This window comes from Methylibium rhizosphaerae (assembly GCF_006386545.1).
GTDB classification, from domain to species: domain Bacteria; phylum Pseudomonadota; class Gammaproteobacteria; order Burkholderiales; family Burkholderiaceae_C; genus Pseudorivibacter; species Pseudorivibacter rhizosphaerae.
Genome location: NZ_SWAR01000038.1, coordinates 39,560 through 52,994, shown reverse-complemented (window position 1 = coordinate 52,994; position 13,435 = coordinate 39,560). Strand labels below are relative to the sequence as shown.

At 67.8% G+C, this 13,435-nt stretch carries 13 protein-coding genes; 4 read left to right on the top strand and 9 right to left on the bottom strand.

Annotated elements, in window-relative coordinates; translation table 11 throughout:
* Positions 1-143 precede the first annotated feature (143 nt).
* Positions 144-587: an NUDIX domain-containing protein gene (locus E8D38_RS22280; RefSeq protein ID WP_140635738.1), complete on the top strand. Its 444-nt coding sequence runs from the start codon at positions 144-146 to the stop codon at positions 585-587.
* A 101-nt stretch (positions 588-688) separates the two neighbouring features.
* On the top strand, positions 689-943 hold the full coding sequence (locus E8D38_RS22275; RefSeq protein ID WP_140635736.1) for a hypothetical protein: 255 nt from the start codon (positions 689-691) through the stop codon (positions 941-943).
* Positions 944-961: 18 nt separating this feature from the next.
* Here the strand turns inward: E8D38_RS22275 and E8D38_RS22270 are convergent, their stop codons facing one another.
* From E8D38_RS22270 to E8D38_RS22230, 9 genes are all read right to left on the bottom strand, one after another.
* Complete coding sequence (locus E8D38_RS22270; RefSeq protein WP_140635734.1) at positions 962-1,171, bottom strand: DNA gyrase inhibitor YacG; 210 nt, start codon at positions 1,169-1,171, stop codon at positions 962-964.
* An 8-nt stretch (positions 1,172-1,179) separates the two neighbouring features.
* Positions 1,180-1,935: a cell division protein ZapD gene (gene zapD, locus E8D38_RS22265; protein WP_140635732.1), complete on the bottom strand. Its 756-nt coding sequence runs from the start codon at positions 1,933-1,935 to the stop codon at positions 1,180-1,182.
* A 64-nt stretch (positions 1,936-1,999) separates the two neighbouring features.
* The gene (gene coaE, locus E8D38_RS22260; protein WP_140635730.1) at positions 2,000-2,596 is read right to left on the bottom strand and encodes a dephospho-CoA kinase; all 597 of its coding nucleotides are present in this window, start codon (positions 2,594-2,596) and stop codon (positions 2,000-2,002) included.
* A gap of 25 nt (positions 2,597-2,621) precedes the next feature.
* Positions 2,622-3,482: a prepilin peptidase gene (locus E8D38_RS22255; RefSeq protein WP_140635728.1), complete on the bottom strand. Its 861-nt coding sequence runs from the start codon at positions 3,480-3,482 to the stop codon at positions 2,622-2,624.
* 7 nt (positions 3,483-3,489) lie between these two features.
* Positions 3,490-4,716: a type II secretion system F family protein gene (locus E8D38_RS22250; protein ID WP_140635726.1), complete on the bottom strand. Its 1,227-nt coding sequence runs from the start codon at positions 4,714-4,716 to the stop codon at positions 3,490-3,492.
* A gap of 41 nt (positions 4,717-4,757) precedes the next feature.
* Positions 4,758-6,485 carry a type IV-A pilus assembly ATPase PilB gene (pilB, locus tag E8D38_RS22245; RefSeq protein WP_140635724.1) on the bottom strand — a complete coding sequence of 576 codons (1,728 nt, stop codon included), beginning with the start codon at positions 6,483-6,485 and terminating at the stop codon, positions 4,758-4,760.
* A 162-nt stretch (positions 6,486-6,647) separates the two neighbouring features.
* The gene (locus E8D38_RS22240) at positions 6,648-7,745 is read right to left on the bottom strand and encodes a M14 family metallopeptidase (protein ID WP_140635722.1); all 1,098 of its coding nucleotides are present in this window, start codon (positions 7,743-7,745) and stop codon (positions 6,648-6,650) included.
* A 3-nt stretch (positions 7,746-7,748) separates the two neighbouring features.
* Entirely contained in the window at positions 7,749-8,945 is a 1,197-nt protein-coding gene (locus tag E8D38_RS22235) for a M20 aminoacylase family protein (protein ID WP_140635720.1), read from the bottom strand.
* 30 nt (positions 8,946-8,975) lie between these two features.
* Positions 8,976-10,100: an ABC transporter substrate-binding protein gene (locus tag E8D38_RS22230; RefSeq protein ID WP_140635718.1), complete on the bottom strand. Its 1,125-nt coding sequence runs from the start codon at positions 10,098-10,100 to the stop codon at positions 8,976-8,978.
* A gap of 200 nt (positions 10,101-10,300) precedes the next feature.
* On the opposite strand from E8D38_RS22230, the gene E8D38_RS22225 reads away from it, so the two are divergent.
* Together E8D38_RS22225 and E8D38_RS22220 are read left to right on the top strand one after the other, a co-directional pair.
* Positions 10,301-12,325, top strand: coding sequence for a molybdopterin-containing oxidoreductase family protein (locus E8D38_RS22225; protein WP_140635716.1), 2,025 nt, complete (start codon positions 10,301-10,303; stop codon positions 12,323-12,325).
* A 3-nt stretch (positions 12,326-12,328) separates the two neighbouring features.
* Entirely contained in the window at positions 12,329-13,417 is a 1,089-nt protein-coding gene (locus E8D38_RS22220) for an aminopeptidase (protein ID WP_425462810.1), read from the top strand.
* Positions 13,418-13,435 lie beyond the last annotated feature (18 nt).

Genomic DNA, 13,435 nt, shown 5'->3' with positions numbered 1-13,435 from the left:
GCCCGCATCCCCCCGGGGGATCGGCCGGCGTACCCGCCGGACGAGGGGCAGACATCTTTGCGGGCCGAGCGCCGGGCCGCTCCCAAGCCGGCCCGCATCCCCCCGGGGGATCGGCCGGCGTACTCGCCGGCCGAGGGGCAGACATGAGCGGTGAACGCAAGCCGGTGGACGTGGCCGTGGGCGTGCTGGTGCGACGCGATGCCCTGGGCCGCGAAGGCGACTTCCTGCTGACCTCGCGGCCCGAGGGGAAGGTGTATGCGGGCTACTGGGAGTTTCCGGGCGGCAAGCTCGAAGCCGGCGAAACCGTCGAGCAGGCTTTGCGCCGCGAGCTGCACGAGGAGCTGGGTATCACCATCGGCGCAGCCCACCACTGGCACGTGGAAATGATGGACTACCCGCACGCGCTGGTGCGCCTGCACTTCTGCAAGGTCTACGAATGGAGCGGCGAGTTCGAGATGCGCGAGGGCCAGCAGATGGCCTGGGCGGGCTTGCCGGTGCAGGTGCAGCCCGTGCTGCCCGGCACGGTGCCGGTGCTGAGGTGGTTTGCGCAGGAGCGCGGGTTCGACGGAGCCACGCACGTGGCGTGAGCGGGCCGGGCGGTCAGCCGGTCAGGTCCTTCCATTCCACCGGCACGTCGCTGAGTTCGGCCACTTCGCAGCCGTGGCTGAGTTCCCACGACGAGTCGTACATGCTGCCCTGGCGCGATGCGGCGCTTTCCGTACCTGAGGTGCCGGCGCCAGCGGATGTGCGGGAGCCGGGCCACCGGCTCGAAGACCAGCCGGACTGGCGATGGCTGCTGCTTCTGCTGCTGGGCTTGTTCCCGCTGCTGCTGAACACGGCGCGCTCCTTCTTCGGACGGTCCCACGCAACTGCTCGCGGGGTGTCCAAAGTGTGGACCGGTGCGCTGCGGACGGCCACCCCCCTGCGACGGGGTGACCCCTGAAACAAGGGGGCGACTTTTTCAGTGCTCGCGCGGTGCAGCGGGCAGGTCGGCCAGCGGGTCGTCCCCCGACGGCCTGTCGGCCACCCGGTAGCCTTCGCTGGCCCATGCGCCGAGGTCGATGTTCTTGCAGCGCTCGCTGCAGAAGGGGCGCCACTTGTTCTGCGGCGCGAACACGCTCGGCCCGCCGCAGGTGGGGCAAGGGACGGTACGGGGCGCGGGCTGGTTCACGGCGGGCCTCAGCTGCACAGCGTCAGCTCGAAGCTGGCGTCTTCGGTGGCGGGCTTCAGGCGGCCTTCGGCGTCCTGGCGCATCAGGCGGATGGACACCATCAGCCGGTGCCCCGAGATTTCAGGGATGAGGCCGAGCCCCTGGTCGATCTTGACCCGCATCAGGTGGTAGCTGCGGCCGGCGGGCAGGCTCTGCTGGTACTGGCCGCCGTGCGCCACCACCATGTGGGGCGCGCCGGCGTCGCGCAGCAGCGCGAGCAGCACCTTCAGCGCCTCGGCCAGCGGCATCAGGGTCACGGTCCAGTGCTGCAGGTCGCTGCGGCGCCGCTGCGGGCTGTCCTTCTGCCAGGCGTAGTAGGCCGGCAGGTCGAACTCGCAGGTGCCACCGGGAATGCTGATGCGGCTGCGGATACCCATCAGCCACTCGCTCGTGGTGAGGGCCTGGCCGGCCTTGCCGGACACCTGGTTCAGCCGCTGGAAGGCATGGTCGATGCGGCCGATCACCTCGTCGAGCGCGGCCTCCGAAATCGACGGGTTGCCGCGGTAGCCGTTGAACTGCGTGCGCAGCCGCTCGAGGTCCTTCAGCAGGTCGCTCTTCAGGTCGGCCCGGGCGGCCACATCCATGATCTCGAAGATGGTGGCGAGAGCGTAGTGGTGGTCGACCGAGGCCTCGCGCGGGATCAGCTGGCCGAGCCGGTCGAACAGGTGCTCAAGCCGGAGCATCGTGCGGATGCTCTCGTTGAAGGGGTACTCGTACAGGATCAAGGGGCGGCGCTCGCGAGGGAGAGAGTGCCCGCGATGATGGCACGGGCGAGGCGCGCCGATTGTTTCACAGCCTCCAACGCTGCCACAACGTGTACAGGGCCTGGCGCAGCTCGTCGAGACTCATGCCGCCGTCGTTGTGGATGACGGCGTCGGCCGCGGCCCGGCGGGCTTCGCGCGAGGCCTGTTGCGCGATCACGCGCTCGACGGCAACACGCTCCCAGCCCGAGCGGCGCATCACGCGCTCGATCTGCGTCTCGACGGTGCAGTCGACCACCAGCACGCGTTCGACCCGCGCCCGCCAGCGGCCCGACTCGACCAGCAGCGGCACGTCGAACACCACGCTCTGGTCCGGCCGGGCTGCGGCGGCCTGCCTCTCGGCCTCTGCGCCGATCAGCGGGTGCAGAACCGCCTCGAGCGCCGTGCGGGTACCAGGGTCGGCAAAGGCCAGCGTGCGCATGCGGTCGCGATCGAGGGCGCCGGTTGCGTCGATGGCCTCGTCGCCGAAACGTTCGCGCAGTGCCGGGATCGCCAGGCCGCCCGGCGCGCTGATCTGGCGCGCGATGGCGTCGGTATCGACGATGCAGGCGCCGAATTCGCCCAGCATGCCGGCCACCGCGCTCTTGCCGCTGCCGATGCCGCCGGTGAGTCCGATGCGACGCATGCTCGTTCGCCGGCGTGCGTGTGTGCTAGTTCCAGCCGATCCAGCCCAGCACACGCTGCTGGCCGGCCAGCATGACGACGACACCCGAGCCGGCGAGGAAGGGGCCGAAAGGCACGTAGCGGCCTTCGCGCAGGTTGGCGCTGAGCTTCATCGCGATGCCGACGATGGCGCCGATGATCGAAGCGCCCAGCAGGATGGGCAGCAGCATCTGCCAGCCCAGCCACGCGCCCATTGCCGCGAGCAGCTTGAAGTCACCGCGCCCCATGCCTTCCTTGCCGGTGGTCAGCTTGAAAAGCCAGTACACCGACCAGAGCGAGAGGTACCCGGCCACTGCCCCCCACAACGCCGTGGGCAGCGGCAGCGTCCAGCCCAGCGTCGCGGCGATGAGGCCGGCCCACAGCAACGGCAGCGTCAGGCTGTCGGGTAGCAGCGTGGTGTCCCAGTCGATGGCGGCCAGGGCGACCAGCGTGGCCGCAAAGCCGCACCACAGCAGCGTCGTCGGCGCGGCGCCGAAACGCCAGCCGACCGCGGCCAGCAGCACGCCGGTAAAGAGCTCCACCAGCGGATAGCGCGCGGAGATGGGGGCCTTGCACGCCGAGCAGCGGGCACGCAGGGCCAACCAGCTCACCAGAGGGATGTTCTCGAACCAGCGGATCTGGTGCCCGCAGTGCGGGCAGCGCGAGCGGGGGCGCGACAGGCTGAGCGGTGCACCCTCGTCCTTGTTCTCGATGCCCAGCAGTTCGGCGCTTTCAGCCCGCCACTGCTGCTCAAGCATCAGCGGCAGCCGATGCACCACCACGTTGAGGAAGCTGCCGATGCACAGTCCGAGCAGTCCGAGTCCCCAGGGCGAAAGCAGCGCCTGCTGCAGTTCGGTGCCGAATTCCACCGGGGCGTCAGACCACTTGGCCGAGCTTGAAGATGGGCAGGTACATCGACACCACGATGCCGCCGATCAGGCCGCCGAGGATCACGATGATGATCGGCTCCATCAGGGTCGACAGGCCCTTGACCGCCTCATCCACTTCTTCTTCGTAGAAGTCGGCAGCCTTGCCGAGCATGTGGTCGATGGAGCCCGATTCCTCGCCGATGGCGCACATCTGCAGGACCATGTTGGGGAACACGCCGGTGGAGTTCATCGACGAAGTGAGGCTGGCGCCGGTGGACACGTCCTTCTGGATCTTTTCGGTCGCCTCGACGAACACCGCGTTGCCGGAGGCGCCACCCACGGAGTCGAGCGCCTCGACCAGCGGCACGCCGGCGGCGAACATGGTGGACAGCGTGCGCGTCCAGCGGGCGACGGTGGCCTTGTGCACGATCTCGCCGAAGATGGGCATCTTCAGCAGCATGCGGTCCATGGCCTTCTGCATCTTCTCCGAACGCTTCCAGGACTCGAAGAAGAAATACACGCCGCCTCCGATGAAGCCGAAGATGGCCCACCAGTACTTGACGAATACGTCGGAGATGGCCATGACCAGCAGGGTGGGGGCGGGCAGATCGGCGCCGAAGGAGTCGAACACCTGCTTGAAGGCGGGAATCACGAAGATCATGATCACCGACACCACGATGAAGGCCACCACCAGCACGGCCACGGGATAGATCAGCGCCGACTTGATCTTCTGCTTGATGGCGAGCGTCTTTTCCTGGTACGTGGCAAGGCGGTCGAGCAGGGTTTCCAGGATACCGGCGGCTTCGCCGGCTTCGACCAGGTTGCAGTACAGCGCGTCGAAGAACAGCGGGTACTTGCGGAAGGCGGCTGAAAGGCTGGTGCCGGTTTCGACGTCCGCGCGGATGTCGTTCAGCAGCCGCGCCATCCGAGGGTTGGGGTTGCCGCGGCCGACGATGTCGAAGGCCTGGAGCAGCGGTACACCGGCGCGCAGCATGGTGGACAGCTGCCGCGTGAAGATGGCGATGTCCTTCAGCTTGATGGACTTGCCACCGCTCATGCGGCGCTTCTTCACCTTGTTGACCATGATGCCCTGGCGGCGCAGGCTCGCGCTCACCATGGCCTCGCCGCCGGCACGCATTTCGCCGCGGACGATCTTGCCGTTGCGGTCCTTGCCCTCCCACTCGAAGACGAAGTCCTTGATGTTCCCCTTCGCCGCCATCGCTGCCGTAGCCATAGTGCCCCCGACGTTCCTAGTTCGTTATCTCTTGCTGAGCTTCACTCGTTGGTCACCGAAATGACCTCTTCCAGCGTCGTCACCCCGAGCCTGACCTTCACCAGCCCGGACTGCCGCAGATCTCGCACGCCGTCGCGCTGTGCCTGCGCGGCGATGTCCATCGCCGTGCCTTCGCTCAGGATGATGCGCTGGATCTCTTCGCTGATCGGCATCACCTGGTAGATGCCGACCCGCCCCTTGTAGCCGTTGTTGCACGACGAGCAGCCGACCGCGCGGTAGGGCTTCCAGTTGCCATCGAGGTCCGGCTCCTTGAATCCGGCCTTCAGCATCGACTCGCGCGGGTAGTCGGCCGGCACCTTGCAGCCCTCGCACAGCCTGCGCGCCAGGCGCTGGGCCGTGATCAGGATCACGCTCGAGGCGATGTTGAAAGGCGCCACGCCCATGTTGAGCAGACGGGTCAGCGTGGTCGGTGCGTCGTTGGTGTGCAGCGTGCTCATCACCATGTGGCCGGTCTGGGCGGCCTTGATGGCGATGTCGGCAGTTTCGAGGTCGCGGATTTCGCCCACCATGATCACGTCGGGATCCTGGCGCAGGAAGGCCTTGAGCGCGACGGCGAAGTTGAGGCCGGCCTTGTCGTTGACGTTGACCTGGTTGATGCCCGGCAGGTTGATTTCGGCCGGATCCTCGACGGTGGAGATGTTGACGCCCGGCTGGTTCAGGATGTTGAGGCAGGTGTACAGCGACACCGTCTTGCCCGAACCCGTGGGGCCGGTGACCAGCACCATGCCGTACGGGCGCACGATGGCGTTCATCAGCCGGTCTTTTTCTTCCTTCTCGTAGCCCAGCGCCTCGATGCCCAGCTTGGCGCTGGAGGAATCGAGGATACGGATCACGATCTTCTCGCCGAACAGCGTGGGCAGCGTGCTGACCCGGAAGTCGATCGACTTGCTGCCGAACTTCAGCTTCATGCGGCCGTCCTGCGGCACGCGCTTTTCGGCGATGTCCAGCCGCGAGATGACCTTGATGCGCGAGGCGAGCTTTTCCTTGATGGCGATGGGCGGCTGCGTGATCTCGCGCAGCTCGCCGTCGACGCGGAAACGCACGCGGTAGCTGTATTCGAACGGTTCGAAGTGCAGGTCGGACGCGCGCATGTTGATCGCGTCGATCAGCATCTTCTGCAGGAAGCGCACGACCGGAGCGTCTTCGACGTCGGTGGTGACCTCTTGCGTTTCCTGCTGCTTCTCGGTGACGTCGTCTGTGACGTCGAACTCGAAGTCGCCGCCGGACATCGCCTCCAGCGCTTCGCTGGCGGTGGCTGTGGCACCTTCCAGCAGCTTGGCGAGCTTGTCCTGCTCGACGATCACCCACTCGGGCGTGAGCTGGGTGGCGAACTTGATGCGCTCGACGGCTTCCTGGTCGGTAGGGTCTGCGCCGCCGATGAACAGCCGGCTGCCGCGCTTGCCCAGCACCACCACCTGGTACTGCGCCGACAGCTTGTTGTCGATGACGTTCTTGGGCAGCCGCTGGGCATCGACCGCGTTGAGGTCGAGCAGGGGCACCGCCAGCGCGCTCGAAAGCGTGTGAGCCAAGTCGGCGGCGCTGATCGTGCCGGCAGCCACCGCCGCAGAAACGAAGCTGCGGCGCTGCTCCTTCGAGGTCTTGACCAGCTCCTCGGCAGCCTTGGCGTTGATCTTGCCGGCATGGACCAGCACCCGCGCCACACCCGAAAGGGAGCTTTGAGGGGCTTCTACAAGGGTATCCACTGCCACGGCGTCACTTCACAATGCGAAAAAAACTGGGGGATCATCGTTGATTGATAGTGCACTGTAAACGGTGCAACACCCTGGAAAAGTACCAAAGCGCAACTATGCAGCGCCTAGGAGACAGCGCAGCCGACATTGTTCCTGCTGTGCCACCCCAGGCGTGCAGGACTACTCAGAATCCGGCTGGCACAGGCCATCGACCGCCAGTTCGACGGCTGCCGAGGTCTGCTCCACGACCTGATGTTTCCATTCCGGACTGTCCACGTAGAAGGCATCCTTCAGCCGCTGCTTGATCTGCCAGGCCTGCTCGGCCGGCGCCTGCGGATGGTTTTCGAGCCAGTGCTCGGCTCTCAACGCCTCGATCACCTCCATGACGGGCACGGTGCCGAATTCCAGCGCAATGCCGGTGTACTCAGCCTGCGGGATCTCGTCGTAGGCTGCCGTCCACATCAGGCCGGTCAGCAGGGCGGAGCTGGAGCTGCCGTCGTAGATGGACGTGACTTCCGGCCCCCACCAGGCGCGAGCCCGGCGCAGGGCAGCGGCGTCGTCGCGGCAGGCGAAGATGCGCTCGCCATGGCCTTGCGGCCCCAGGCCGGTGTGCAGGTCGATCCAGCCCAGCCTGCGCGCGCCTGCGCCGTGCTCGCGCAGCACGTGGCGCAGCGTCACGTTGCTCCAGGTGGGATTCACACCGCCGTAGAAGAGGCCTTCGGGGTGGCTGTATTGCCCGCCCGATACGGCCGCCTGCAGTGCCGCGATGCCGTGCCGGGCGAGGTAGCCGTCGAGCTGCTGGCGCACTTCTGCGCCGGGCGGCCAGTGGGCGGGCAGCAGCAGGTGGGCGATCTCGTCGTAGCTCGGGTTGGCCGGCAGCGGCTTCGAGAAGTCCTGGAAATTGCGGTTGAGGTCGACGTTTTCCTGCGTCACCCGCCGCAGCCAAGAGAAGCCATACGGATTGAGCGCATGGAGATAGAGCACCGCCACGCCGGCGGCGCGGGCCGCCGCCCGCCATTCGCGGTCGCGCAGCAGGGCGACCTGGGCGCCGGACCCGCAATAGCCTTCCACGCCGTGGCAGCCGCTGGAAAGGACGAGCAGCCGCTCGGCCTGCCGCGGCCCGTCGCGCACCACGTCCATCGCCAGCTCTTCGCCGTCTCGTCCGCGCAGGGGGTGCAGGTGCGCCTCGACGTCGAGGCCGGCCGCCTCGGCCGCGGCGCGGAACTTGGCCCGGGCCTCGGCGTAGCTTGACGAAAAGGCTTCGGCCGGCGTGCTCATGAATCAGCCCCGCGGCGATGCCAGCCACTTCTCGGCCAGCCGCACCCAGAGCGTGGCGCCGAGAGGGATCAGGTCGTCGTTGAAGTCGTAGCTGGGGTTGTGCAGCATGCACGGCCCCAGGCCGTGGCCGCCGGCGCGGTGCGAGCCGTCGCCGTTGCCGATGAGGAAATAGGCGCCGGGCTTGTGCTGCAGGAAGTAGCTGAAGTCCTCGGCGCCCATGGTCGGCTCGAACTCCAGCACGTTGTCCTGGCCCACCACGTCGGCCATCACCTCGCGGGCAAACTGCGTTTCGGCCGGGTGGTTGATGGTGGGCGGGTAGTTGCGCGCGAACTCGAACTCGCAGCCCACCTCGAACGCGGCACAGGTGGCCTCGGCCACCGTCTTCATGCGTCGCTCGATCAGGTCGAGCACTTCGGTCGTGAAGGTGCGCACCGTGCCTTCGATCACGCAGGTCTCGGGCACGACGTTGGTGGCTTCGCCGGTGTGGATCATCGTGACGGAGATCACGCCGGTGTCGATGGGCCGCTTGTTGCGGGTGATGATGGTCTGGAAGGCCTGCACCATCTGGCAGGCCACCGGCACCGGGTCCAGGCCCAGGTGCGGCATGGCCCCGTGGGCGCCCTTGCCGCGGATGGTGATCTTGAACTCGTTGCTCGAGGCGAAACACGGCCCGCTCTTGATGGCGAACTGGCCGACCTTCATGCCGGGCCAGTTGTGGGCGCCGAACATGGCCTCCATCGGGAACTTCTCGAACAGTCCGTCCCTGATCATCTCGCGCGCACCGCCGCCGCCTTCTTCGGCCGGCTGGAACACGAGGTACACGGTGCCGTCGAAGTTGCGGTGCTTGGACAGGTGCTTGGCAGCGGCCAGCAGCATCGCCGTGTGGCCGTCATGGCCGCAGGCGTGCATCTTCCCGGCGTGGCGGCTGGCATGCTCGAAATGGTTGTGCTCTGTCATGGGCAATGCGTCGATGTCCGCGCGCAACCCGACGGCACGCCCGGACGTGCCGTTGCTCACGATGCCCACCACGCCGGTCTTGCCCAGGCCCCGGTGGATGGGAATGCCCCATTCGGTGAGCTGCCTGGCGATCACGTCGGACGTGCGCACTTCCTCGAAGCACAGCTCCGGGTGGGCGTGGATGTCGCGACGCAGGGTCGTGATCGAGGCCGCGTCGGCGAGGATGGATTCGATCAGCTTCATGAAGACTCCGGCTGCAGGGCCGGGGGCATCTTAGCGCCGGACTTTTCCATCCTCCGTCAGCATGGACAGGTCGACGAAGCTCGAGCCCACGTGGCGTTTCGGGCCGAAGTCAACCCGGAAGCCGCCGAAGCTGGCGTTCTGGATCGACTCCAGCGCCGACACCAGCGATTCGCGCGACGGGTTGCGGCCGGCCCGCTTCAGGCCCTCGGTGAACACCTTGGCGCAGAGGTAGCCCTCCATGCTCGAGTAGTTGGGCTGCGCCTCGGGTCCGGCCTTCTGCACGGCGTCGAGGTATTCGCGCGAGATCTGGGTCGTGGTCGAGAAGGGAAAGGGCATCACCTGGCTCACCATGACGCCGCGGCCTTCGCGGCCCAGCTCGTCGGCCAGCGCCTGGGTGCCCACGAACGACACGTTGTAGAAGGTGCCGCCGTAGCCGGCCTTGCGCGCCGCGCGGACGAAGGCGGCACAGGCCTTGTAGGCGCCGATCTGCACCACGCCGTCGGGCTTCGAGGGGGCGATGTCCGCGACGGCCTTGGCCACCTCGACCGTGTTGCGCTCGACCGTGCCCAGCGCGACCGGCTCGAGGCCCAGCGGCCTGAGCGCCCGGCGCACGCCTTCCAGACCGGCCTTGCCGTAGGCGTCGTTCTGATAGAACACGGCGATCTTCCGAAGCCCCAGCGAGGTGAGCTGCTTCACGATCAGGGCTGTCTCGTCGTAGTAGCTCGCGCGCACATGGAAGACCCATTTGCTGAACGGATCGCGCAGCGACTCGGCGCCGGTGAACGGGCCGAAGAACGGAATCTTCGCTTCGTTGACGAGCGGCAGTGCGGCCATGCAGGTGGGCGTGCCGACGTAGCCCAGCAGCCCGAAGACGTCGTCCTTGATGAGCCTTTCGGTGTTCGCCTTGCATCGGTCGGGCTCATAGCCGTCGTCCAGCACGCGCAGTTCGACGGTCTGGCCGTTGACGCCGCCACTGGCGTTGAGCTGGTCGAAGAAGATCTTCGCGCCCTTGTTCATCTGGATGCCGAGCTGGGCGGCGGGCCCGCTCATCGCGGCCGACTGGCCCAGCACGATGCGGCCGGATTGCGCCCAGGCGGGCAGGGAAAGGGCGGCACTGGCGGCGGCCACACGCTTGATCGCGTCTCGACGGTTCATCACGGCAACTCCAAGGTCTCGCGCGGCGGCCGGTGACCACGTCCGGGCTCTCATCACGCGCGCTTTTCTGACAGCGCTAGCCCCCTGCCTCGCAGGATATGCGCCATGGCGTTGCGCCGGACGTGACATCGTTCCGGCCGCCGGCAGGCCTGGGAGCCCGGGCGCCCGATTCCTTCGCCGTGCTGTGCAATAGTTCGCGCATGAAGACGCTGGTCCGTGCCGCCTGCCCCCACGACTGCCCCGACACCTGTGCGATACGCGTAACGGTCGAAGACGGCCGGGCGGTTCGCGTGCAGGGGGACCCCGACCACCCGCCCACGCATGGGGCGCTGTGCACCAAGGTTTCGCGCTACCCCGAGCGCACCTACCATGCCGAGCGCGTGCTGTTTCCGCTGCGCAGGGTCGGCCCCAAGGGCAGCGGGCAGTTCGAGCGGGTGGGCTGGGACGAGGCGCTGTCCGACATTGCCGGCCGCCTCGCGACCATCGCGGCCCGCGATTCGCAGGCCATCCTGCCGTACAGCTATGCCGGCACCATGGGCCTGGTGCAGGGCGAGAGCATGGCGGCGCGCTTCTTCCACAAGCTGGGCGCTTCGCTGCTGGACCGCACCATCTGCGCCAACGCCGGCGGCGAGGCGCTGGCCGCCACCTACGGCGGCAAGGTCGGCATGCACCTCGAGAACTTCGCGCACAGCCGGCTGATCGTGATCTGGGGCAGCAACAGCATCGCGTCGAACCTGCACTTCTGGACCTTCGCCCAGGCGGCCAAGCGCGCCGGCGCCAGATTGGTGTGCATCGACCCGCGCCGCACCGAGACGGCCGACAAGTGCCACCAGCACATCGCGCTGCTGCCCGGCACCGACGGCGCCCTGGCGCTGGGCGTCATGCGCGAGCTGGTGGTGAACGACTGGCTCGACCACGACTACATCGCCCGCCGCACCGAAGGCTGGGAGGCACTGCGCGACAAGGCCATGGCCTGGACGCCCGAGCGCACCGCCGGGGTCTGCGGCATCACCGCGGACGAAGTGCGCGGCCTCGCGCGCGACTGGGGCACCACGAAGCCGGCGGCGATCCGCCTCAACTACGGCATGCAGCGGGTGCGCGGCGGCGGCAATGCGGTGCGGCTGATCGCGGCCCTGCCATGCCTCACCGGCGCCTGGGGCCATGCGGCCGGCGGCCTGCTGCTGTCGAGCTCGGGCTGGTTCCCGGTCAACAAGGCGGGGCTGCAGCGTCCCGACCTGCTGGCCGGCCGCAAGCCGCGCACCATCAACATGAGCACCATCGGCGACGACCTGCTGCGCGACGGCTCCGCGGCCTTCGGCCCCAAGGTCGAGGCGGTGGTGGTCTACAACAGCAACCCGGTGGCGGTGGCGCCCGAGTCGCCCAAGGTCGTGCGCGGCTTCGCCCGCGAAGACCTGTTCACCGTGGTGCTGGAGCATTTCCTCACCGACACGGCCGACCATGCCGACTACGTGCTGCCGGCCACCACTCAGCTCGAGCACTTCGACGTGCACCTGAGCTACGGCCACACCTATGCGCTGGTCAACGAGCGGGCCATCGAGCCGCTGGGCGAAGCGCTGTCGAACACCGAGATCTTCCGCCGGCTGGCCGCCCGCATGGGCTACACCGACGCCTGCTTTGCCGATACCGATGAGCAGATCGCGGCAGTGGCCTTCGGCGATCACATCGGCCTGGAGCAGCTGCGCCGCGACGGCTGGGTCAAGCTGCCGTTGCCGGATGCGCCGTTTGCCGAAGGCCGCTTCCTCACGCCCAGCGGCAAGTGCCAGCTCGACGCGCCGGGCCTGGGCGTGCCGGACTACGTGCCGAACTACGAATCGGCCGCCTCGGCGCCCGAGCTCGCGGCGCGCTACCCGCTGGCGATGATTTCCCCGCCGGCGCGCCACTTCCTCAATTCCACCTTCGTCAACGTCACCAGCCTGCGCAGCGTCGAGGGGCAGCCGCTGGTCGAGATCCATCCGAGCGACGCGGCCACGCGCGGCATCGCCGACGGCGCGATGGTGCGTGTCTTCAACGACCGCGGCGAATACCGCTGCGCCGCCTCGGTGAGCGAACGGGCCCGCCCTGGCGTGGTCAACGGCCTGGGCATCTGGTGGCGCAAGCTCGGACCCGACGGCACCAACGTCAACGAGTTGACCCACCAGAGGCTCACCGACATCGGCCGCGCGCCCAGCTTCTACGACTGCCTGGTCGAAGTGGCGGCCGCCTGATCGATGAGCCCAAGACGCTGGCGCTGGTACTGGATGGCGACACTCGGTGTTCTCGGCACGCTGGCCCTGGCCGGCGCCACGCTGTGCCTGACCAGCGGCTGCAGCAGCATCGGCTACCTGGCGCAATCGGCCCAGGGTCATTTCAGCCTGCTGGCGAGCGCGCGCCCGGTCGAAGAGGTGCTGGGCGAGACGGACACCCCGCCCGAACTGCGCGAGCGACTGGCGCTGTCGCAGCGCATGCGCGACTACGCGGTACGGGAGCTGAAGCTGCCCGACAACGGCAGCTACCGCAAGTACGCCGACCTCGGGCGCAATGCGGTGGTGTGGAACGTGGTGGCTGCGCCCGAGCTCGGCCTGAAGCTCAAGACCTGGTGCTTCCCGGTGGTGGGCTGCGTGGGCTACCGCGGCTATTTCGACCGCGCCGCAGCCGACGCACTGGCCACCGACCTGCGCAGCCAGGGGTACGAGGTCATGGTGTACGGGGTGCCGGCGTATTCGACGCTCGGCTGGTTCGACGATCCGCTGCTGAACACCTTCATCCGTTACCCTGAGGGCGAGCTGGCGCGCATGCTGTTCCATGAACTGGCGCACCAGGTAGCCTATGCCAGCGGCGACACCGAGTTCAACGAGAGCTTCGCGACCGCGGTCGAGCGCCTGGGCGGCAGCCGCTGGCTGAACGAACGTGCCGGTGCGGCGGCCCGCGAGGAATACGAGCGCTTCGACAAGCGGCGCCAGGCCTTTCGCGAACTGACCATGCGTTATCGCCACCGCTTCGAGGCGATGTACGCGTCGGACCGGCCCGACGAGGAAAAGCGCCTGGCCAAGGCGGCCCTGATGCAGGAAATGCGCGGCGAGTACGAGGCGCTGAAGGCCGGGCCGTTCGGCGGCTATGCCGGCTTCGACGCCTGGTTCGCCCGGGCCAACAACGCGTCGCTCGGCGTCCTGGCGGCCTACAACGCGCTCGTGCCGGCCTTCGAAGCGCTGTTCGAGGCCGAGGGGCGCGACTTCGAGCGCTTCTATGCGGCGGTCAAGCGTTTGGCCGCATTGCCGAAGGACGAGCGCCGCGCCACACTGCAGCGCTACCTGCACTGACCCAGACGACCACGAGAT

Coding starts and splice junctions, on each gene's coding strand:
- E8D38_RS22235 (WP_140635720.1), bottom strand. CDS start 8,945: ATGAAGCTGATCGAATCCATCCTCGCCGACGCGGCCTCGATCACGACC.
- E8D38_RS22240 (WP_140635722.1), bottom strand. CDS start 7,745: ATGAGCACGCCGGCCGAAGCCTTTTCGTCAAGCTACGCCGAGGCCCGG.
- E8D38_RS22230 (WP_140635718.1), bottom strand. CDS start 10,100: ATGAACCGTCGAGACGCGATCAAGCGTGTGGCCGCCGCCAGTGCCGCC.
- E8D38_RS22275 (WP_140635736.1), top strand. CDS start 689: ATGCTGCCCTGGCGCGATGCGGCGCTTTCCGTACCTGAGGTGCCGGCG.
- E8D38_RS22225 (WP_140635716.1), top strand. CDS start 10,301: ATGAAGACGCTGGTCCGTGCCGCCTGCCCCCACGACTGCCCCGACACC.
- E8D38_RS22280 (WP_140635738.1), top strand. CDS start 144: ATGAGCGGTGAACGCAAGCCGGTGGACGTGGCCGTGGGCGTGCTGGTG.
- coaE (WP_140635730.1), bottom strand. CDS start 2,596: ATGCGTCGCATCGGACTCACCGGCGGCATCGGCAGCGGCAAGAGCGCG.
- E8D38_RS22220 (WP_425462810.1), top strand. CDS start 12,329: ATGAGCCCAAGACGCTGGCGCTGGTACTGGATGGCGACACTCGGTGTT.
- E8D38_RS22250 (WP_140635726.1), bottom strand. CDS start 4,716: ATGGCTACGGCAGCGATGGCGGCGAAGGGGAACATCAAGGACTTCGTC.